The sequence below is a fragment of the Vibrio qinghaiensis genome (assembly GCF_002257545.1).
Taxonomy (GTDB): Bacteria; Pseudomonadota; Gammaproteobacteria; order Enterobacterales; family Vibrionaceae; genus Vibrio; species Vibrio ordalii.
On record NZ_CP022741.1, the window covers coordinates 1,751,542 to 1,774,294 of the forward strand.

Genomic DNA, 22,753 nt, shown 5'->3' on the forward strand with positions numbered 1-22,753 from the left:
CTTCCTTGCAAAAATATATACTACAACTTTTTAATATTCAGTATCAAATTTTACACATTCACATCTATACTAGTCACAAATTCGAAACAACAACCCTACATATAGTTATAACAACCAAAAAAACCTAAGGAGTCAGGATGATCATTGGAGTTCCTAAAGAAATCAAAAACCACGAATATCGTGTGGGCATGATTCCCGCAAGCGTGCGCGAACTTGTCTCACACGGTCACCAAGTTTATGTTGAAACAAATGCCGGTTCCGGCATCGGCTTTTCAGACGATGATTACATCGCTGTAGGCGCATCCATTCTTCCTACTGCTTCTGACATTTTTGCGAAAGCAGAAATGATTGTTAAGGTCAAAGAACCTCAGGCTGCTGAACGAGCAATGCTCCGCGAAGGCCAAATTTTATTTACCTATTTACATCTAGCTCCAGATTTTCCACAAACTGAGGAGCTAATCAAGAGCAAAGCTGTCTGTATAGCCTACGAGACTGTAACAGATAATATGGGTCGCTTGCCACTATTAGCACCAATGTCTGAAGTCGCTGGTCGAATGTCTATTCAATCAGGTGCGCAGTGTTTAGAAAAATCACACGCAGGCTGCGGTTTATTACTAGGTGGTGTACCTGGAGTCGCACCAGCGAAAGTGGTGGTGATTGGTGGCGGTGTAGTCGGTGCCAACGCAGCCAGAATTGCGGTCGGAATGCGTGCTGATGTGACAATTCTCGACCGAAGTGTTGATATGCTGCGTAAACTCGATGAAGAATTCCAAGGCCAGGCTAAAGTGGTATATTCAACAAAGGATGCAATTGAAAAATACGTCCTCGAAGCCGATTTAGTAATAGGCGCAGTACTGATCCCCGGAGCAGCAGCTCCTAAACTCGTTACTAAAGATCTGATTTCTAGAATGAAACCTGGCTCTGCGGTCGTTGATGTGGCAATTGACCAAGGCGGCTGCTTTGAGACCTCACATGCTACCACTCATGATGACCCGACCTATATCGTTGATGACGTCGTTCATTACTGCGTCGCAAACATGCCAGGCGCTGTGGCTCGCACATCAACTTTCGCCTTGAATAACGCAACGTTGCCTTACATTGTTAAACTGGCCAATAAAGGTTATCAACGTGCATTATTAGAGGATAAAGGATTCCTAGAAGGTTTAAACGTGATACACGGTAAAGTCACCTGCAAAGAGGTCGCCGAGAGTTTCAACCTTGAATATCTTGAGCCATCTGAAGCTATCGCTCTGTTTAACTAACGATAACAATTTGCGGTAAGGCTCTCAATTCTTAGCCAAGTGCGTCATGCGCTTGGCTTTCATTTTTTATAAGCGTGAACCAATATATTGCGTGGCGTTACTTTTTTAGCGCAAAACTGTTCAACCTGCACCTCATAACCTTGCTCTTGAAGATAAAGTGCCTTATCCAACACCAACCAAAGTTCAATTATGCGGCGAAATGCCTGCTGCACTAGCCCTATCCTTTCCATCTGCCAAAAACGCTGCTCACCTTTATGTTCATAAGCAGGCCAATCAACTTCTGGTAATGCAATGCTTTTTTGTGCTGCCGCCCAATGACAAAAAGCTAAAAACCCTTCGGCTAGTTGTGATTTTTTGAGACTCGGAATTGGGCAATATTGATGGTGCCCAAGTTCAGATCTTAGCAATAAATCAAAGCCCAAACGAAACGTCATTTCTTGCAAACGATGACGGCGAACCCGCTCTCCCCCCGTAACGGTTTCTTGCAGCGGAATACGCAGCTCTTGTTTGGATAAGGAAAGAGAAGAAGTACGACCGTAGCTGGATATGGGTTGGTAGCTATCGGCTTTGATTAAATGGTAGCAACATGGTGAAAACGTAATCGCAGGCAAGCGATGAGCAACGGAATATTCAAGTAGGCGAACATGGAGATCACCACAGGCATGTAAAGCGACGGCATGCTGATTGGTATTGAAAACGCCAAACGCTTGCGGCTCAAAAGCGTCTCCTTGAATAAATTGCATCGGAAGATCATGTTCATCGGCGCAAGCTTGCCCTGCATGACAGAGCTGCGACTGATATTCAAAACTAGTGACTTTTTGTTTTGACTGGGCTGCGATAATTCGACCTAAAAAACCTTTACCCGCACACCACTCTAGCCATTCCGTTCCAGAATGCCTACAGAGGAGTGATTCGCTCATTAAACGAATTTGTTCTAGCTTTCTGCCAGGGATCCCCTGCACTAAGTAAGGGCTGAGTGCTTGCTGAGTAGTACGAGGGGCATCTTGAAGCCTAATCATGATATCGGCTTCTTTTAACCCCTCGACATACGGATAAAGTTGCTCAATGAGCGTTTGCGGCGATGACTTTAAGCTATCGATACTGTCCAAAGATAGCGTTTGCAACCACTGATCCAGCCTATGATCTGAATGTTTCCAAGGTGAACTTTCTAAGCCACTATGATGAAAGGGCTCAAATCGCCAAAAACGTTGGTTTTCAATTAAAAAAGCATCGATATGTTTGAAAAGCGCGCGCATACATCCCCCCTAGAAAGGCCAATTCTAGGAGGTGATGGTTTAATTAGAAAGTGTTTCGTTTTAAATGATCAAAATTAGCTTAACGAACTGGCAATTCAATGTCTTTAAACATCTCTTCTATTTCGATATTCGATTTTAACGAGGTAGCCCGTTCGACCACAGGGCGAGTAAGATGAGGCGCGAAACGTTCCATAAAGTCAAACATATAAGAACGCAGGAATGTGCCTCGGCGAAAACCAATGCTAGTCGTGCTCGCACCAAAAAGATGGCTGGCATCAATCGCGATAAGATCGGTGTCGCGTGATTTATCTATCGCCATACTTGCGATAACACCCACCCCAATTCCCATCCGGACATAAGTTTTTATCACATCCGCATCGGTGGCGGTAAAGACAACTCGCGGCGTTAACCCTACGCGATTAAATGCAGTGTCTAACTCTGAACGGCCAGTAAAACCAAACACGTAAGTGACCAATGGATACGCGGCTAAATCCTCAATCGTTACCCGTTCTTTTTTTGCAAGAGCATGATCTTTAGGCACGACAATAGAACGGTTCCAATGATAACAAGGTAGCATGATGGCATCTTGGTACAGATGAAGCGCTTCTGTTGCTATCGCAAAATTAGCGGTGCCTTTTGCGACCGCTTCCGACATCTGACTTGGAGTGCCTTGATGCATATGTAACGACACTTTCGGATAACGCGCAGTAAATCCTTTGATTACATCAGGTAACGCGTAGCGAGCTTGTGTGTGAGTCGTTGAAATATTCAGCGTACCCATCTCAGGGTGCGTATGCTCCCCTGCCACGGCCTTAATGCTTTCCACACGTGAAAGGATCTCTTGTGAGATACGAATAATATCTTCACCTGCACCCGTGACTTGTGTCAGGTGTTTACCGCTACGCTCAAAAATTTGAATACCCAATTCATCTTCAAGTAAACGAACCTGTTTACTAATGCCTGGCTGAGAGGTATAAAGGCTTTCCGCAGTTGCTGAGACATTCAGGTTGTGATTAACCACTTCAACAATATATTTTAACTGCTGTAACTTCATTATTGGCCTCGTAATCCATTATCAAAGATCCAGATTTTTCAATCATAGTTTATAATTATTAGTTATAACGCTTAACACTCTCAATTCAAAGCTCGATGATTCAAGAGCGAAGAAAAAAGTAAGTATTTTGCGTAGCTGACTAAATTTTTGCCAACTATCGCCCAATCTAAGCAATAAAAGGCAGTTTTTAGAGGTTAAAACAGAAATAATAAAAATAGTCAATTTGAAGGTGTAGTGATAACTAAGGATCGTGTATTCTTAATTGCGAGCCACTGAATTCTAATAAAGATACGGATTATATGAATATAGGTTTACTCATTGCTCTTGTAGCAGTATTGCTGGTGTTAGTCCTTGGTTATAACATCATGCTCCAATATAAAGTAAAGGTCGAGTCAGCTAAAAAGCAGGAATCGACACGCTATATCGCCATTATTGATGCGACAGAAGATCTTATCGGCAATGCTCATCACATGCCTTTTAGTAAAGAGCTCTTAGTCTGCCTGAATACTCGGATTCTAGACGCGCTCATCAGTATGTATGAGTTAGATCCGAAAAATAAGCAGTTGGCACAGCGTATTGAGCATATGAAGGGGCAAATTAGACATTTACAAGAAAACCATCCCGGCGGTGATAGTACCGCGTTTAAAGTACCTAGCAGCGATAAACAAGCGCTTGTTATGCTTAAGTTAGTAAAACGCCTGAGAGACACGATTCGTAGTGAACATAATAAGGGACGCTTTGAAACACAATCTTACGTCGCTGAAAATGCCCGTTTGGAAATGATACAAATTCGCATCAACATTGAAAATGTCATCAAACGAGCTAATGATTCAATTGTTCGTGGTCAACCAGGAACAGCCGTACAACTGCTGCGCAAAGGAATTGATGTATTAAGCTCTAAAAATGATGCATATTCGAGCCAAGCTCGAGAAAAACTACAGTCAATGTACGATGACTTAGAAAAAAGACGCCAGACAAAAAGTGCAACCGATCTTCAACAAATTGAAGATAGCGAGAGAAATAGTGATATGGATGCACTGTTTGGCGAAAAGAAGAAGTGGTAACTCATTTTCTTTTTCTATGCTTAACAATAACTTTAAGGTCGCATAAGCGACCTTTTTCATAAAGCGATACAAAAAATATTTGCTTACATTAACGTATCGTTTATCGCTTTTAGGACTTCATCCGGTCTTATTGCCTGAGTAATTGGGCGTCCTATGACTAGATAATCTGAACCAGCTTTTATGGCCTCACTTGGAGTCATTATACGTCTTTGGTCTCCTGTTTCAGAACCAATAGGACGAATCCCTGGCGTAACCAATTTGAACTCTTGGCCAAGATAGCTCTTAAGCATGCGCGCTTCTTGAGCTGAGCATACCACTCCATCTAACCCTGCATTTTGAGTTAGGCTAGCCAGACGCATTACATGCTCTTTAGGCGCAACATCGACGCCAATACCACGAAGATCAGAGTGTTCCATACTGGTTAGTACCGTGACAGCAATAAGTAGTGGTCGATCGTTACCATAAGGTTCAAGAATCTGACGAGACGCCGACATCATTCTCTCCCCACCACTGGCATGAACATTCACCATCCACACACCAAGCTCAGCGGCTGCACGTACGGCTTTAGAGCACGTGTTGGGAATATCATGAAACTTTAGGTCTAAGAATACCGAAAAACCTCTGTTGTGTAGCTCACGCACAAAATCGGGACCAAACAGGGTAAACATCTCTTTGCCCACTTTTAATCGACAGCTGTTGGGGTCAATTTTATCAACAAAAGCTAACGCTTCCGCTTGTTGCTCATAATCCAACGCGACAATTACTCTCTGGTCTTTCATTTTCACTCCTAAAATAATTAAGCTAAAAAAATGCAGCTTTCATAAGCTGCAGTTTTCGAGTCGATCAGTAACCAGTACATGAACTCTATTCACCATCCAAACCACGGATAGGTTTAATTGAACCCCAATTCTTACATGATGGGCAGTGCCAGTAGAGAGAATGGGTTGAGAAACCACACTTTCTGCATCGATAGTGAGGTTTTACTTTTAGTTGCTCACCTACCAATTTTTGCAAGGTTGACAAACTCTCTTTCGCTCGACCTTCCTCTGCTTCAATGAGATGGTAGTCAATTAAACGATAGAAGCCCTTCATGGTTGGATTTTTAACCAATTGCCGTGTCAAAAGTTCCTGTGCAGCTCCAGCACCATCATGTTGTGCCACCAACTGTGCGAGCATCAGCTCAGCTGACACACCAGCTTCATTGATAATGCATTCCCGCAAGAACTCAACAAGCTCACTCTCTTTACCAATATGGTGATAGCATTCAGCAAGCGTAGGTAATACCTCACCGATGAAATCAATGTCCTGCTCCAAGACCATCTGCATATACTGGATTGTTTGACGGTAGTCATCATTTTCAAGATACAGCTTACCTAAAGAGATCGTTGCACGCACACACTTAGGATCTTCAGACAGCGCTTTTTTAAGATATTGAATCGCTTTGCTATCGCGTCCTTCAGCCTTCTCTTGCACCGCAAGTTCACACCAAAAATGGGCTATAACACTGTGCACTCTTTTTCTACCTAATTTCACCAGCGCATAAGCGTAATCAATAGCTTTATGCCACTCTCGAGTCTGCTGGTAAATAGAAACCAATTGTTGCAACGCCGCTTCTTTGTGTTCAGGCTCTTCGATCAGTTGTTCAAATATTTTTTCGGCGCGATCGAGAAATCCAGCCACCATATAGTCTTTTGCTAATTGTTGTAAGGCGAGGTTTTTTTGGTCAATAGTAAGGCTTGAACGGGATATAAGATTTTGATGGATGCGGATAGCACGATCGACCTCTCCTCTTGAACGGAATAAGTTACCCAGCGCTAAGTGGGTATCAATCGTTTCATTGTCTACTTGAAGTAGCTCAATAAAATGATCAACGGCCTTATCTGATTGATCAGAAAGCAGTAAGTTAAGGCCCGTCACATACTGACGAGAAATTTGGTGAGAATGTTTCTGCTTATCTTGCTGAGCACTACGATTTCCCATATACCAACCATAGGCGGCGGCAATCGGTAGTAGCAAGAAGAGAATTTCTAACATCAAGTCAGCCTTTATTTCACTACGCTTTACTTGTTACAGCGCTGTTCTCTGCCGTTTGCTTTTTCAGTTGCTTATTCAACTTTCTAACTTGCAACTGAGACTTAAAGTAGAAGCTACTGCCGAGCAAACAAGCGAGTAAAAAACCAGAGACAAAAACAGTACCAAGTAAAGTAGACAAGTGAAATTCGCCTTGAGCGATCAAATAGTTAAACGTCACAACTGCTTGATTTTGAGCCCCTAATGCTAAAGCAATCAAAAAAAGTGCAAGAATTAAAACGATTTTTATAATTTTCATATGCCACTACCTATCCAGTATTGATCTGGTCTGATTATGCAGGAAAATGGCGTTACAAACCACGTCTATTATGGATTCCTTTCTTAAAAAAACGGCATACTTAAACTGTATGCCGTTTTTTAGAATACTCTCTAAATCGCTTTAGATATTCTCATTAACTCGCTCACGTAACTCTTTACCTGGCTTGAAATGAGGGACGAACTTGCCATCCAACACCACTTTATCACCGGTTTTAGGATTACGGCCCACTCTAGGCTCACGATAGTGCAAAGAGAAACTACCAAATCCGCGAATTTCGATTCGCTCTCCGCTTTCTAAAGTTGATGCCATATGTTCAAGAATATCTTTCACAGCGTCTTCAATTTCTTTAGCAGATAGGTGCGTTTTCTCAGCACAGAGTCTTTCTATCAATTCAGACTTAGTCATAGTTTCCCTCATTACTTATCAAAGTAGGCACTAACTGAAAAAAAAGGAGCCTTACGGCCCCTTTTAGCGAGTTAGATTATTCGCCTTTAGCAGCCTTGAATGCATCAGCCATAGCATTACCAAACGCACCTTCATCAGATTTGTTTAGAGTAGCCATTGCTTCTTGCTCATCAGCTTCATCTTTAGCTTTGATAGATAGGTTGATTACGCGGTTTTTACGGTCTACACCAGTAAATTTCGCTTCAACGCTGTCACCAACGCTTAGGACTAGAGACGCATCTTCAATACGGTCACGAGATGCTTCAGAAGCACGGATGTAACCTTCAACGCCGTCTACAAGTTCAATTGTAGCACCTTTCGCGTCAACTGCAGTAACAGTACCGTTAACTAGAGTACCTTTTTTGTTATCAGCAACATATGCGTTGAACGGGTCGTTTTCCATTTGCTTAACGCCAAGAGAAATACGCTCACGCTCTGCATCTACTGCTAGAACAACTGCAGAGATTTCATCGCCTTTCTTGTAATCACGTACCGCTTCTTCTCCAGGAACGTTCCAAGAGATATCAGATAGGTGAACTAGACCGTCGATGCCGCCGTCTAGACCGATGAAGATACCGAAGTCAGTGATAGACTTGATCTTACCAGTAACTTTGTCGCCTTTAGCTTGCGCTTCAGCGAATGACTGCCATGGGTTAGCTTTACACTGTTTAAGACCTAGAGAGATACGACGACGCTCTTCGTCGATATCAAGAACCATAACCTCAACTTCGTCGCCAACATTAACAACTTTAGATGGGTGGATGTTCTTGTTAGTCCAATCCATTTCAGAAACGTGTACTAGACCTTCAACGCCTTCTTCGATTTCAACGAAGCAGCCGTAGTCAGTTAGATTTGTTACACGGCCAGATAGTTTATGACCTTCTGGGTAACGCTTAGCGATAGCTACCCATGGATCTTCGCCAAGTTGCTTAAGACCTAGTGATACGCGAGTACGATCACGATCAAACTTAAGAACTTTAACTAGGATTTCGTCACCAACGTTAACGATTTCTGATGGGTGTTTAACGCGTTTCCAAGCCATATCTGTGATATGTAGAAGACCATCAACACCACCAAGGTCAACGAATGCGCCGTAGTCAGTAAGGTTCTTAACGATACCTTTAACTTCAGTACCTTCTTGTAGAGTTTCAAGAAGTTCGTCACGTTCAACGCTGCTTTCTGATTCAATAACAGCACGACGAGAAACAACAACGTTGTTACGTTTCTGGTCTAGTTTGATAACTTTGAACTCTAGCTCTTTGTTTTCTAGGTGAGTAGTGTCACGGATAGGACGCACGTCAACAAGAGAGCCTGGAAGGAAAGCACGGATACCGTTTAGTTCAACAGTGAAGCCACCTTTAACTTTACCATTGATAATACCAATAACAGTTTCAGCTTCTTCGTAAGCTTTCTCAAGAACGATCCAAGCTTCATGACGCTTAGCTTTCTCACGAGAAAGTTGAGTTTCACCGAAACCATCTTCAACAGCGTCTAGAGCAACGTCTACTTCAGAACCAACTTCAACTTCAAGTTCGCCAGCAGCGTTCTTGAACTGTTCAGCAGGGATAGCAGACTCAGACTTAAGACCAGCGTCAACAAGAACGAAACCATTCTCGATAGCGACTACAGTACCTTTAACGATTGTACCTTGTTGAAATTGTGTTTCGTTTAAAAACTCTTCAAAGAGTTGAGCAAAAGATTCAGTCATTTATTTAATCTTCAATAAGTAAACTTCCATGGGTATCCTACCGCATGGGGTTATTAAATTCGCCAGTCATCATCCTTGCGACCGACGCTCTTACCTAGCAGAACTACTCTGCCAGCTTAGATTCTACATATTGTAATGCTTCTTCTACAACTTCGTCGATAGACATTGAGGTTGAGTCAAGCAATAGCGCATCCTCTGCAGGGCGTAATGGGGCCACTGGGCGGTTACGATCTCGGTCGTCACGCTCTTGGATCTCGCTTAAAAGGGCGTCAAATTTAACATCTAGCCCTTTGAGTTGCAACTGCTTAAAGCGACGTTGGGCTCGCTCTTGCGCGCTGGCATCTAGGAATATTTTCACTTCTGCTTGAGGAAACACAACTGTGCCCATATCACGTCCATCAGCAACCAGTCCCTGCTCTTTCGCAAAGGCCCGTTGGCGACGTAATAATGCCTCGCGCACTCTAGGCAGCGCCGCTACCTTTGATGCTGCCATTCCTGTCTCTTCTTTGCGTAATTCTTTCGATACATCCTCACCTTCAAGAATCACTCTGACCAAGTCACCTTCTGCGATAAATTGGACATCCAAATGTGTCGCTAGAGGAACAAGCGCTTCTTCCGATTCCGTATCCACACCGTGGTGAATCGCCGCCAATGCAAGAACGCGGTAAATAGCTCCAGAATCGAGCAAATGAAAGCCTAATTTCTTAGCCAACAACATACAAAGAGTGCCTTTACCAGCACCACTTGGGCCATCTACGGTAATTACCGGAGTGTGAGAGGACATGATTTACTCCACTTAGTTTTTATGCGGCTTGTTTGCTCGCTTTTGTCGGCGACAAATTATAGTGCTTATCCATTACAGGCGCTAGGAAGGAATGGTGATATGACTGAAATTTCACAGTGATACAAGCGTCGCTTTCAGGGATGCGACGCTTTTGATAGAGACTTTTATAAAATAATACGCTCGGCATTTTGCTTAACAGTGGCGGCACCAATGCCTTTCACCAAGCTCAGATCTTCTTTGGTTTTAAAAGCGCCATTTTGTTGACGATATTCAACAATCGCTTGTGCTTTTTTAAGTCCAATACCTTTCAATAGAGTGGCAATTTCCTCAGCAGAGGCCTGATTGATATTAACTGTAATTTCAATGCCTTGGTGCGTTTCTACCACCTTTTCTTCTGCTAATGCCGGTGAAAGAGGCAATACGATACTTAGAAGTAGCAACCCGAGTTTTGTTTTCAATTTCATATGAACATTTCCTTGTTTATTAGTGGGTATCAATATTAATTGAGCTTGGAAATCAGAGGGAATCAAAAAGGTAGAAATTGAAATGGGCTGCATAAGCAGCCCATTTTGAGTTTCACATCAATTACATTACTAGCCTTTATTGGCTCACAACATAATATTCAATGTCTGTATTTTTACGCAAAGTTGTAAGTATCGCAGCCAAATCACGTTGGCTACCAATGCGATCTAACTGAGCCGTAATTTGATCATTGTACTCAGGTGTGACTTTAGCCTCGACCTTATGTAGTTCAACAAGAACAATATCACCATTCATTGCTTTCGCTTGACCGTAAACCACACTATCTGCTGCTGGTTTAGGGAGAGAAAACACTGAACTCGCCAATGAAGAGCTACGATCAATCATTTCCAACTCAGCAAATTTTAACCCACGCTGTTCCAATAAGGATTGGTCACCTTGCTTTAGGGTATCAATCAATTTTGTGGCTAACTCAATCGCTTGTTGTTCGCCTTTGACTTTAGAAAGCTGGGCAACCACTTGCTCTTTCACTTCAGCCAAAGGAAGAACTATTTGTTCCCGAGCATCATCAACACGAACAACGATAACGTGTTCTGGGGCAACTTCTAATACCTCAGAATTGAGCCTATCTTCTTTTACCTCTGGGCTTAGAATCGCTTGAAGAACCGCTGGATTTTTAAGAATTTCAGGTGCATCTTGCTGAGAAATAAAATCGGTTTTCTGAATCTTAGCTGAGATGGCTTTTGCTGCTTCATCCAGAGAGTCAGGTGATTCAAATGCCACTTTTTCTAGCTTGGTCTGCAACTCATAAAACTGATCAGCGGCTTTTTGGTCTAACATTTCAGCTTTGATTTCAGAGGCAACCTGTGCGTAGGGCTGTGCGATAGGGGCTTTAACATCATCAAGACGGATAATGTGATAGCCAAATTCAGATTTGACCAACCCTGTGATATCCCCTATCTGTTCGATAGCAAAGGCTGCTTGTTCAAAAGCTGGGTCCATCACATCATGTTCAATCCAACCTAGTGACCCCCCCTCTTCTGCGCTTCCTACGTCTTCTGATTTTTCTTTCGCTAAGGTCGCGAAATCAGCGCCAGCATTCAGTTCATCGAGAATCGCCTGCGCTTTAGCTTTATCATCACCTTGAACCAAAATATGGCTTACTTTACGCTGTGCTTGAGTGGAGTATTTGTCTAAATGCTCTTGGTAGTACTGCTCGGCCTGTTCATCAGACACTACCATTTGGTCTTTCAATTGTTGGGCAGAAAGCTCAATATAAGCCACTTTAACCTGCTCTGGACGGGTATAGCGCTCTGCATTTTGTTGATAATATTGAGTAATTTCTTCATCACTCAACTCAACATTTTTAGCAAACTCGCTGAGTGACAATGTGAGCGCACGGATATCGCGGGTTTGAGAGATCAGTTCACTTTGCTGATTAACCTCACCCTGCAACGTAAATTCACTACCTTGAATAGCACTAAGCAACTGGTTACGAATAAGATCACGACGCAGATATTCTGCAAAGCTTTCAGCAGAGAAACCCGCACGGCGAAGAGCCGCTTGATAGATTTCTTGGTCAAACTTACCGCCGGTCTGGAATTGAGGCATGTCTAAAATCATTTTACGAACCTGATCATCGCTCACTCGTAAACCTAGTGATTGTGCATGCTGCTCCAACAATAAATCGTTAACCATACGATCAAGAACTGACTTACGAAATGACTCGACATACTGAGGATCAGCGAGCAAGTTAGCAAAATAATCCCCTAATTGGGATTGCATGCGATTGCGCTCGTTCTGGTACGCTTGTTCAAATTCACCACGGCCAATCTCACTATTGCCAACTTTAGCCGCAGCATTACTGCCACCGCTGACCAAGTAGCTACCGACACCTGCGAATACGAATGATAAGATAATCATTCCTAGAATAATTTTCACCGCGATGCTGTTCACGCCTTCGCGTAATCGATCCATCATAATCTAACTGCTCTCCGGATAAGAAGCTTCACACTTCAGCCTAAAAATTGAATAGCGCGATAATATCAGAAAAAGAAATGCGCATCAGTAGGATGCGCATAATTTCAAAAGGTTCGAATTAATTTTGCGCTTAAGCAGCAAAAAATAACGATTTTGATTAGTTGCAAGCGTCTTTAAGCGCTTTGCCTGCTTTGAAAGCAGGTACTTTTGCTTCTGCGATTTGGATCTCTTCACCCGTTTTAGGGTTACGACCCGTGCGCGCTGCACGAGTGCGAACGCTAAATGTACCAAAGCCAACAAGCGCCACTTGATCGCCAGATTGAAGAGTGCCACTCACCGCTTCGATAAATGCATCCAAAGCACGGCCTGCCGATGCTTTAGAGATGTCAGCGTTTTCTGCGATTTGTTCTACTAATTGTGTTTTATTCACTGTGATTCCCCTTTGCGTCACCCATTATTATTTTTAACGGTGACTTTTCGTTCCATTAAGTTCCCAAACTAGCTTGAAGCCTTATTACATCTGGGCTGCAAGCTATAGGGGCTTACGTTAGCGTCCAAAAAAAACGCTGACAAGCCTTTTTAAGCCTATCAGCGTAATCTTTTACTTATTTTTGCTGCACATCACTATTTTTTAGCTTCAAATTCAACCCCAGAAGGGTCTCGTTCAAGTGCGATCTTCAAAACTTCATCAATCCATTGAACGGGGATGACTTTTAGGTCAGCAATCACATTTGCAGGGATCTCTTCCAAATCACGCTCATTCTCTTTGGGGATCAATACAGTGGTGATACCACCACGATGTGCTGCGAGCAGTTTTTCTTTCAAACCGCCGATAGGTAATACTTCACCACGCAAGGTTATCTCACCCGTCATCGCGACTTCCGCTTTCACAGGATTACCCGTCAAGCTAGAGACAAGCGCCGTACACATAGCAATACCCGCGCTTGGACCATCTTTTGGTGTTGCGCCTTCTGGCACGTGAACGTGAATGTCACGCTTTTCATAGAAATCAGCGTTAATCCCTAATTTCTCGGCGCGTGCGCGAACCACCGTCATCGCAGCTTGAATGGATTCTTGCATCACCTCGCCCAGAGAACCAGTTTGCGTCAACTTGCCTTTGCCAGGCATTGATTCGGTTTCAATAGTCAGCAAATCACCGCCTACTTCTGTCCATGCTAAACCCGTAACTTGGCCAATTTGGTTACTGTCGTCGGCTTTGCCAAAATCGCAACGTTGCACACCTAGAAACTCTTTTAAATTCTCTTGGTTGGCTACCACGGTTTTTACATCTTTATTCAACAAGATTTTCTTAACCGCTTTACGGCAAATTTTTGAAATCTCTCGCTCTAAGCTTCGTACACCCGCCTCACGCGTGTAATAACGGATAATACCTATGATGGCTGAATCTTCGATAACAATTTCATGAGGCTTCAAACCGTTCCGCTCAACTTGCTTAGTCACTAGATGGCGTTTCGCAATATTCAGCTTTTCGTCTTCTGTGTATCCAGAAAGGCGGATAACTTCCATACGGTCAAGCAGCGGGCCTGGGATGTTCATTGAGTTTGATGTCGCAACAAACATGACATCAGACAAGTCATAATCCACCTCTAAATAGTGATCGTTAAAGGTGCTATTTTGTTCAGGATCAAGAACTTCCAACAATGCGGAAGATGGGTCACCACGCATATCTGAAGACATTTTGTCGATTTCATCAAGCAGGAAAAGTGGGTTTTTCACGCCAACCTTTGCCATTTTTTGAATCAATTTACCCGGCAGAGAACCGATGTAAGTACGGCGGTGACCACGAATTTCTGCTTCATCACGCACTCCACCTAACGCCATACGGGTATACTGTCTGCCTGTTGCCGCCGCTATCGAGCGGCCAAGCGACGTTTTACCCACGCCCGGGGGACCAACAAGACACAAAATGGGCCCTTTCAGCTTGTTGATACGACTTTGTACCGCAAGATATTCTAAAATACGCTCTTTGACACGATCTAAACCGTAGTGATCGGCATTTAAAATCTCTTCAGCTTTTGCCAAATCTTTCTTAACTTTTGAACGTTTTGCCCAAGGAACATTGACCATCCAATCAATATAGCTACGCACAACGGTTGCTTCTGCAGACATTGGAGACATCATCTTCAATTTCTGCAGCTCTTGTTCCGTTTTTTTGCGCGCTTCCTGCGGCATTTTGGAATCGTCAATTTTCTTTTTCAGGATTTCAAATTCATCAGGTGCGTCATCCATCTCACCTAATTCTTTCTGAATCGCTTTCATCTGCTCGTTGAGGTAATACTCACGCTGAGATTTTTCCATCTGCTTTTTAACGCGACCACGAATTCGTTTTTCAACCTGTAATAGGTCGATCTCCGCTTCCATTTGTCCCATTAAAAATTCCAAACGTTCACTGACATCAACAATTTCGAGAACTTTTTGTTTTTCAATCAATTTCAATGGCATGTGAGCGGCGATGGTATCAGCCAAACGCGCGGCTTCATCAATCCCATTTAACGACGTTAATACTTCAGGCGGGATTTTCTTGTTGAGTTTGATAAAACCATCAAATTGGTTGATTGCACTGCGAACGACGACTTCCTGCTCTTTATCATCCAGCTCAGGAGTGACAAGATACTGCGCTTCTGCAGAGAAAAATTCACGCTCGATGAAGCGATCAATTTTCGCTCGCTGTTGGCCTTCAACCAGCACTTTCACGGTGCCGTCAGGTAATTTCAGAAGTTGTAAAATCGTTGCGACCGTGCCGACTTCAAAAAGATCTTCAATTTTCGGCTCGTCGGTTTCCGCTTGCTTTTGTGCCACAAGTAACACTTGCTTGTTGTTATCCATTGCCGCTTCGAGGCATTGGATTGATTTTTCTCTGCCAACAAACAAAGGAATGACCATGTGAGGATAAACCACCACGTCACGTAGAGGTAGTACGGGGATCTCGATACGCTCGGAACGTTCCAAGTTCATATTATTCTCTCTTCCGCTTCAACTGATTACCGAGTATATGGGGGCTAACTGACTGGATTCAATAACAGAATAAAAAAAAGGAGGTATTTGCTACCTCCTTTAAATATTTCTGATTGAGATTTACTCTGCACCAGCCGCTTGGCTCTCATTTCCGCTATAAATTAGTAGCGGTTGTGATTCACCGTTAATGACTGATTCATCGATAACCACTTTGCTAACATCGTTTACCGACGGCAGTTCATACATGGTTTCGAGTAGTACGCCTTCCAATATAGAGCGTAAACCACGTGCGCCCGTTTTGCGGTTCATTGCTTTTTTTGCAATGGCGCGCAATGCGTCTTCACGAAACTCTAGGTCAACGTCCTCTAACTCAAACAAGGCTGCGTACTGTTTCGTCAGCGCGTTTTTCGGCTCACACAAGATTTGAATCAGTGCTTCTTCATCCAGCTCTGTCAAGGTAGCCGTTACGGGAAGACGACCGATAAATTCAGGGATCAACCCATATTTTACCAAATCTTCAGGCTCTACTTGATTGAACAGCTCACCGATAGTTTTGGTTTCATCTTTAGAGCGAACTTCTGCACCAAAGCCAATACCTGAGCCTGTCGCAACACGTTGTTCAATCACTTTATCTAGGCCCGCAAATGCACCACCACAGATAAAGAGGATTTTGGATGTGTCTACCTGTAAAAACTCTTGTTGTGGATGCTTACGGCCGCCTTGGGGCGGAACTGAAGCGATAGTGCCTTCCACTAATTTCAACAGCGCTTGCTGAACCCCTTCACCTGAGACATCTCGGGTAATTGAAGGATTTTCTGCTTTACGAGAAATCTTATCAATTTCATCGATGTAGACGATACCACGTTCCGCTTTTGCAACGTCATAATCACATTTTTGCAGCAGCTTTTGGATGATGTTTTCAACATCTTCGCCGACATAGCCTGCTTCAGTTAATGTGGTGGCGTCTGCCATTGTGAAAGGTACGTCTAGGAAACGAGCTAATGTTTCTGCAAGCAGTGTTTTACCACTACCTGTTGGGCCAATAAGAAGAATATTACTCTTACCTAACTCAACCCCATCGCTCGTTTTATCACCGTTTCGTAAACGCTTGTAGTGATTATATACGGCCACTGCGAGCACTTTTTTTGCATGTTCCTGGCCAATCACATAGTCATCAAGATGTTCACGGATCTTATGCGGCGTAGGTAACGCCTCAGATTCCTTTTTTGGCAGAACATCCTTAATCTCTTCACGAATGATGTCGTTACATAAATCAACGCATTCATCACAGATGTAAACAGAAGGACCGGCGATCAGCTTGCGAACTTCGTGCTGGCTTTTGCCACAGAAAGAGCAATACAACAGTTTACTACTACCGCTCTCTTTGCTTTTGTCTGTCATTCGCTAACCTCTTAGCCTTTACTTTTAATCGTCTGAGTGTAACTCAAATTACGCCAAAATGCGTCAAACAATTCTGAGAACTGTTATTCGCCGCGGTGACGCAAGACTGCATCGACTAAACCGTATTCCACAGCTTGGTCAGCAGACATAAAGTTATCACGGTCGGTATCACGCTCAATGACTTCAAGCGGTTGGCCTGTATGCTCAGCAAGCAATTTGTTGAGTTTTTGCTTGATGGTAAGGATCTCTTGAGCATGGATCTGGATATCCGAAGCTTGGCCTTGGAAACCACCTAACGGCTGATGAATCATCACGCGTGAGTTAGGCAACACATAACGTTTCCCCGGAGCGCCACCAGCCAATAGGAATGCTCCCATTGAACAAGCTTGGCCCATACAAACAGTGCTAACATTCGGCTTGATGAACTGCATGGTGTCATAAATTGACATACCAGCAGTCACGCTACCTCCTGGCGAGTTGATGTAGAGGAAAATATCTTTATCAGGGTTTTCCGATTCTAAAAACAACAGCTGCGCTACAACAAGGTTAGCCATGTGATCTTCAACTTGACCCGTTAAGAAAATCACTCGTTCTTTGAGTAGGCGAGAATAAATATCGTATGAGCGCTCACCGCGGGAAGTCTGCTCAACCACCATGGGTACTAGCGCGTCAAAAATTGGCGACATTGCGTTTTTTTCTTGGTAGCTCATATTGTTATGTCCCTAAAATAAATGGCCCGAATGATGGGTATCACACGGACCATTGTTAGCAGAATAGTTAACCTGTAGTCAACCACCTACGCTACATATTGCTTATTAAGCAGGTTGCTGGTTCATTAGCTCATTGAAGCTAACAGCCTTTTCAGAAACCTGTGCTTTAGCAATGATCGCGTCGATTGCTTGCTCTTCTAGAGCAAGGTTACGCATGTTGTTCATCATTTGCTGATTTTGAGCATAGTATGCCATTACTTCAGCTGGATCTTCGTACGCTGTTGCCATCTCTTCGATCAATGCTTTCACTTTATCTTCGTCAGCTTTTAGCTCTTCAGACTTGATCACTTCACCAAGAAGTAGGCCAACCACTACGCGACGTTTTGCTTGTTCTTCGAACAATTCACGTGGTAGTTGAGCGGCCGCTTCTGGGTTACCGCCAAAGCGTTGCGCAGCTTGTTGACGCAGTACGTCGATCTCTTGATCAATCAGTGCAGAAGGAACATTGATATCGTTCTCTTTTACTAGACCTTCAATCGCTTGCTCTTTAATGCGGTTTTTTACTGCTTGCTTAAGTTCACGTTCCATATTCTTGCGAACTTCAGCTTTCAGCGCTTCAACGCCACCTTCAGCGACACCAAATTTGGCAACGAACTCGTCGTTTAACTCTGGTAATTCACGCACTTCAACTTTGTTGATTTTAATTGCGAATTTCGCCGCTTTACCTTTTAGATTTTCCGCGTGGTAATCTTCAGGGAAGTTAACGTCGATTTCAAATTCCATACCTTTGGTTTTGCCAACGATACCGTCTTCAAAACCAGGGATCATGCGACCTGCACCCATTTCTAGAGGGAAGTTGTCAGCTTTACCGCCTTCAAACTCAACGCCATCAATAGAACCAACGAAATCGATCGTCGCACGCGAACCGGCTTCCGCAGCTGCATCTACGTCTTTCCAAGTGGCTTGTTGCTTGCGTAATGTTTCTAGCATTTCAGCAACGTCTTCTTCTTTCACTTCAACCGCTGGTTTTTCAACAGTGATGTTTGTTAGACCTTTTAACTCAACTTCTGGATATACTTCAAAAGTTGCATTGAAAACAAGGTCTTGGCCTTCTTCGATAGAAACTGGTGCGAATGTTGGTGCACCTGCTGGGTTGATTTTCTCTTTTACGATAGCTTCAATGAAGTGGCGTTGCATCACTTCGCCCATGACGTCTTGACGTACCGCTTTACCGTACATTTGCGCAACCATTTTCAAAGGCACTTTACCTTTGCGGAAACCATCGAAACGACGATTCTTAGCGATATTGCGTAGTTCTTTTGTAACTGCATCTTCGATGTTAGCAGCAGGAACAGTAATATTCAGACGGCGCTCTAGGCCTTCTAGCGTTTCAACAGTAACTTGCATTATTTATAAACCTCAAAACTGGCCCAGTATTTCTGAGCAATATGAGCCGCAACTTAGGCGATGCCTTGTGCTTGGCTGCATCCTTGTGTTGTGCTCTATCCGAACACTTCTTTTAAAACCAGCATCAATATTGGTGAAAAAACCCAACATTGGACTAATAAGCGACATCTTTAGTGACTCGAATCTGTCTTAAAGGTGTCTCTGATTAGTCTCAGGACAGAAAATTTAGACGCGACATTCTACCGACCTGAATCCGTGCTGTCGAGCCAATCACCGCAGAGAGATGATTCCATGCCCTAAATTGCTTTCTAAGTGCTAAAAATTCCACCAACGTGAAAAAGCACAGTTTTGAAATGGGGACAATAAAGGCTTTTTCAAGGGAATCGAGGCTTTTTTTACTCCAAAAGCGTAAAAAGAGATCTTGCTCCTGTTTTGCCCCCCACAATTGCGCTCTTTTTAAACATCACCCAAAGGAAAACCAGTAGAATTATGAGCTCCGGAAGGAAGCGCACCCTCCGCCCAAACAGCAAGCCTAGTTTGGGCACTCCCCCCGAGCTCTTTATCAGAGAGTGCGCTAATTGGTTAGAACCGACAGATTATGTTAGTAACACACAGAAAGTGATGTGCTACAAGAAGAGGGTGAGCAGGCAGGCTAAAAAACCTACCCACTCTGGGGGTTAGGGCTACATCGCAGCTTTCACCGCTTTCGCTAGTTTCTGTGCCGCTTGTTTAGGATCCGCTTTCGGATCATTGAAGAAGCTCGTCACGACATCGAAAATCGCGCCTTGGGCATAGCTGGTTGTCGACATACCATGGGCAATACTAGGCACAAGGTTGTTGGACTTAGCCGTCGCTTTAAAGGCCGCCATTGAGTCCAACGCGCACTGGTCAAATTTTGACATGTTCATATCTGTGCGTACTGGGATCGAACCTTTGTTGAGGTTAAATACCTCTTGGAATTTAGGATCTATAATCGTGGCGGCTAACGCTTTTTGCGCCTGTTTATTGTCTGCATCGGTTAGCTCAAAAAAGACAAAGCTATCGACATTATGGATAAATTGATCGGCCGTGCCCGGCGTGGCCACACACAGGTAATCTTTACCCGCAACTTTGCCCGCTGCGGTAAACTCCCCTTTTGCCCAATCGCCCATGATCTGCATTGCCGCTTCACCATTTATCACCATTGAAGTCGCAACGTTCCAATCACGGCCTGGAGAGTTAACATCAATGTAGTCATGAACTTTTTTAAACTGGCTAAACACGTCAACCATTTTGTCACCCGCGAGCACAGCCATATCAAGCTCAACAAACGCTTTAACGTAATCTTGTGAGCCAAGAACGCTCAACGCCACCGTTTCAAAAACCGTCGCGTCTTGCCAAGGTTGACCACCGTGCGCCAGTGGCACATAACCCGCGGCTTTGATCTTATCGCCCGCAACAAAAAACTCATCTAACGTGGTTGGTACTTTAGCATCCACTTTAGCCAATATTGCAGGATTAACCCACAGCCAGTTGACGCGATGCACGTTCACTGGCACGGCCACATATTGACCATTCCACTTCATGACATTAGTGACCATCGGTGGTACGACTTCATCCCAACCGCCCTGTTTAGCTACGTCGTTAAGACTCGTGAGAAAACCAAGCCCTGCCCATTCTTGAATATCGTGTCCTTTAATTTGAGCCGCCGATGGTGGGTTACCCGACACCGCGCGCGTTTTCAATACCGTCATGGCACTTTCACCACCCCCACCCGCGACAGCAAAATCTTTCCAACTATGGCCTTGCTGCTCCAACATTTCGGTGAGCACAGCTATCGACTTGGCTTCACCGCCGGAAGTCCACCAATGGAGTACTTCCACTTCACCAGCGCGTGTCGAAGGGATGAAAGAGATAGAGAGGAAAGATAAAGCAAGCAGAGTGTTATGGAATTTCATCATCATCTTCCTTGTTTTTGATTCGGCCAACCTGATTCGCAAACTTTTATTAACCATAAAGTGCTGATCGTTCACCTAATAGTCTAATCAAAGAAAATTTTTTCGTTGAAACAAACCGTAATTTTAACGTAACGAAAGCGTTACATTGCACCGCCAACCTACGTCAAATAAAGACTTGCGCTTTCAGAATAAAATAAACCGGATTGCATAAAATGGGATCTTCGCCGTAACATTAATCATCACCCGAGCGAGTAACAATCTGAAAAACCAGGCTTCGTCAGGCGGGCATTGTTGATATTTTCGCAAAGTTTGAATTCAATCTAGATAAAGCGCACACAATGCCTCATTTATGAGGAACAACTGATTTCCATTTTTTTCCCCCATTCAGGAGGAAGCTGGGCAAAATGACTCTTTTCCGGCTGCTCGGCATAAGGGTTGGCTAATAATTGTGCTAATTGGTGCACTTGTTGGTAATCACCCTGTTCTGCTTTATCGATCGCTTGTTGAGCCAAATAATTACGCAAAATATATTTCGGATTCACTTTTCTCATCTCTGCGCAGCGCTGCTCAATCGAAATAGCGTTCCCCGAACTGTCGATTTCTCGCTCACAACGAGCCAGATACTGTTCAAGCCAAACTTGCGCAGTGCCTCGGTCAATGAAGAGATCCAATACCAGTTGCTCCCCTTCTCGATCCAAGTTGGATAGTTGCCGGAAAAAGCGAGTGTAGTCGGTGTGATTTTTGGTTAATAACTCAAACATTTGCTCAAACAACACAGAATCACCGGGCAGAGAGGTCAACAACCCCAATTTACGACGCATTTGCTGGCTAAAATAACGGCCGAGCTGTGCTTCAAACTGGGCGAGTGCCGCTTCCAAATCGCTTCTTTCAACTAACGGTGACAATGCATGCGCTAAAGCGGACAGGTTCCACAACGCCACGCGCGGCTGCTGATCAAACGCGTAGCGGCCTTGATAATCGGAGTGATTGCCAATATAAGTCGGTTCATAATCGTCGAGAAAAGCAAAAGGACCGTAGTCAAAGGTTTGACCGAGGATAGACATGTTGTCGGTATTCATTACGCCATGAGCAAATCCAACCGCTTGCCAATCGGCAATCATCTTAGCGGTGCGATCAACCATGTGGCTAAACATGGCGGCATAAGGTTTTTCTTGTGTAAGGCAATCAGGGTAATGCCACTCAATCACTTTATCAGCCAGTTGCTTTTGCTCTGCTAATTGGTTGCTATAGAAAAAATGTTCAAAATGACCAAAACGAATGTGACTCTGTGCAACGCGTACCAGCAGCGCACCTCGCTCTTGTTTTTCTCGATAAACAGGCGTGTCACTGCTCATCATCGCTAATGCTCTTGTGGTCGCAATCCCAAGACCCGCCATCGCCTCACTACACAAGTATTCGCGAATAGTGGAGCGCAGTACGGCGCGGCCATCCCCCATACGCGAATAAGGCGTAAGCCCTGCACCTTTCAAATGCAGATCATACACTTCGCCTGTTTTGCTCTCGATTTCGGCCAGTAGTAAGCCACGGCCATCACCCAAATCAGGGTTATAAATACCAAATTGATGGCCCGCGTATTTCATCGCTAATGGCTTAAATTGCGCGGGAATAACTTGGCCAGACAGGCCGTGCAGTAGCTCATCATTAGGTTGTGCTGGTAAAGACAAATCGCCAGCCAGTGAGGCATTCCAAGCAACCCAACGCACATTGTCTAAAGGCGCTGGGTTCACTGGAGAATAAAAAGCCGAGGGTAATTCACCATAGCGAGTGTGCAGTGTTACTTCATTCCAAATCGACATGCGAAGTCCTCATAATATGGTTTTTGGTTAGACTTTTGCACGTTAGCAAATACTTGAGCTCTAGACTAGGGTATTATTAGGCAAAGTTGTCACCTATTACAGGTCACATTCAAGGTGAAGTCG

Annotated in this window: 19 protein-coding genes; 2 read left to right on the forward strand and 17 right to left on the reverse strand. The window is 44.0% G+C overall.

The window, feature by feature from the left end; translation table 11 throughout:
* Positions 1-137: 137 nt before the first annotated feature.
* The gene (gene ald, locus CCZ37_RS08010) at positions 138-1,262 is read left to right on the forward strand and encodes an alanine dehydrogenase (RefSeq protein ID WP_010317442.1); all 1,125 of its coding nucleotides are present in this window, start codon (positions 138-140) and stop codon (positions 1,260-1,262) included.
* A gap of 59 nt (positions 1,263-1,321) precedes the next feature.
* On the opposite strand, the gene CCZ37_RS08015 is transcribed toward ald, so the two are convergent.
* Both CCZ37_RS08015 and cysB read right to left on the reverse strand, forming a co-directional pair.
* The gene (locus CCZ37_RS08015; RefSeq protein WP_094500255.1) at positions 1,322-2,518 is read right to left on the reverse strand and encodes a methyltransferase; all 1,197 of its coding nucleotides are present in this window, start codon (positions 2,516-2,518) and stop codon (positions 1,322-1,324) included.
* 79 nt (positions 2,519-2,597) lie between these two features.
* Positions 2,598-3,572, reverse strand: a complete 975-nt coding sequence (gene cysB, locus CCZ37_RS08020) for an HTH-type transcriptional regulator CysB (RefSeq protein ID WP_010317444.1) — start codon at positions 3,570-3,572, stop codon at positions 2,598-2,600.
* A 299-nt stretch (positions 3,573-3,871) separates the two neighbouring features.
* Here cysB and CCZ37_RS08025 point away from each other — a divergent pair, with 299 nt between their 5' ends.
* Entirely contained in the window at positions 3,872-4,636 is a 765-nt protein-coding gene (locus CCZ37_RS08025) for a DNA repair protein (protein WP_094500256.1), read from the forward strand.
* Between the two features lie 83 nt (positions 4,637-4,719).
* Here CCZ37_RS08025 and pyrF read toward each other — a convergent pair whose 3' ends face one another.
* From pyrF to CCZ37_RS08110, 15 genes are all read right to left on the reverse strand, one after another.
* The gene (gene pyrF / locus CCZ37_RS08030; protein ID WP_010317446.1) at positions 4,720-5,415 is read right to left on the reverse strand and encodes an orotidine-5'-phosphate decarboxylase; all 696 of its coding nucleotides are present in this window, start codon (positions 5,413-5,415) and stop codon (positions 4,720-4,722) included.
* Between the two features lie 85 nt (positions 5,416-5,500).
* On the reverse strand, positions 5,501-6,670 hold the full coding sequence (gene lapB, locus CCZ37_RS08035) for a lipopolysaccharide assembly protein LapB (protein ID WP_094500257.1): 1,170 nt from the start codon (positions 6,668-6,670) through the stop codon (positions 5,501-5,503).
* 19 nt (positions 6,671-6,689) lie between these two features.
* Positions 6,690-6,965 (reverse strand): LapA family protein, encoded by a 276-nt coding sequence (locus CCZ37_RS08040; protein WP_010317448.1) that lies wholly within the window; start codon positions 6,963-6,965, stop codon positions 6,690-6,692.
* Positions 6,966-7,106: 141 nt separating this feature from the next.
* Positions 7,107-7,391 carry an integration host factor subunit beta gene (ihfB, locus tag CCZ37_RS08045; protein ID WP_010317449.1) on the reverse strand — a complete coding sequence of 95 codons (285 nt, stop codon included), beginning with the start codon at positions 7,389-7,391 and terminating at the stop codon, positions 7,107-7,109.
* A gap of 76 nt (positions 7,392-7,467) precedes the next feature.
* Positions 7,468-9,138 (reverse strand): 30S ribosomal protein S1, encoded by a 1,671-nt coding sequence (gene rpsA, locus CCZ37_RS08050; RefSeq protein ID WP_010317450.1) that lies wholly within the window; start codon positions 9,136-9,138, stop codon positions 7,468-7,470.
* Between the two features lie 103 nt (positions 9,139-9,241).
* Complete coding sequence (gene cmk / locus CCZ37_RS08055; protein WP_017041991.1) at positions 9,242-9,922, reverse strand: (d)CMP kinase; 681 nt, start codon at positions 9,920-9,922, stop codon at positions 9,242-9,244.
* Positions 9,923-10,086: 164 nt separating this feature from the next.
* Positions 10,087-10,386: a ComEA family DNA-binding protein gene (locus CCZ37_RS08060; RefSeq protein WP_094500258.1), complete on the reverse strand. Its 300-nt coding sequence runs from the start codon at positions 10,384-10,386 to the stop codon at positions 10,087-10,089.
* Positions 10,387-10,522: 136 nt separating this feature from the next.
* Positions 10,523-12,382, reverse strand: coding sequence for a peptidylprolyl isomerase (gene ppiD / locus CCZ37_RS08065; RefSeq protein WP_094500259.1), 1,860 nt, complete (start codon positions 12,380-12,382; stop codon positions 10,523-10,525).
* Between the two features lie 157 nt (positions 12,383-12,539).
* Positions 12,540-12,812, reverse strand: coding sequence for an HU family DNA-binding protein (locus tag CCZ37_RS08070; RefSeq protein WP_005382341.1), 273 nt, complete (start codon positions 12,810-12,812; stop codon positions 12,540-12,542).
* Positions 12,813-13,006: 194 nt separating this feature from the next.
* Positions 13,007-15,358 carry an endopeptidase La gene (lon, locus tag CCZ37_RS08075; RefSeq protein WP_094500260.1) on the reverse strand — a complete coding sequence of 784 codons (2,352 nt, stop codon included), beginning with the start codon at positions 15,356-15,358 and terminating at the stop codon, positions 13,007-13,009.
* A gap of 120 nt (positions 15,359-15,478) precedes the next feature.
* Positions 15,479-16,759 carry an ATP-dependent protease ATP-binding subunit ClpX gene (clpX, locus tag CCZ37_RS08080; RefSeq protein WP_010317459.1) on the reverse strand — a complete coding sequence of 427 codons (1,281 nt, stop codon included), beginning with the start codon at positions 16,757-16,759 and terminating at the stop codon, positions 15,479-15,481.
* A gap of 83 nt (positions 16,760-16,842) precedes the next feature.
* Entirely contained in the window at positions 16,843-17,469 is a 627-nt protein-coding gene (gene clpP, locus CCZ37_RS08085; protein ID WP_010317461.1) for an ATP-dependent Clp endopeptidase proteolytic subunit ClpP, read from the reverse strand.
* 105 nt (positions 17,470-17,574) lie between these two features.
* Positions 17,575-18,876, reverse strand: coding sequence for a trigger factor (gene tig / locus CCZ37_RS08090; protein WP_010317463.1), 1,302 nt, complete (start codon positions 18,874-18,876; stop codon positions 17,575-17,577).
* 683 nt (positions 18,877-19,559) lie between these two features.
* Positions 19,560-20,813, reverse strand: a complete 1,254-nt coding sequence (locus tag CCZ37_RS08105; RefSeq protein ID WP_094500261.1) for an ABC transporter substrate-binding protein — start codon at positions 20,811-20,813, stop codon at positions 19,560-19,562.
* Between the two features lie 347 nt (positions 20,814-21,160).
* Positions 21,161-22,630 carry a protein adenylyltransferase SelO gene (locus CCZ37_RS08110; RefSeq protein ID WP_094500262.1) on the reverse strand — a complete coding sequence of 490 codons (1,470 nt, stop codon included), beginning with the start codon at positions 22,628-22,630 and terminating at the stop codon, positions 21,161-21,163.
* Positions 22,631-22,753: the final 123 nt, after the last annotated feature.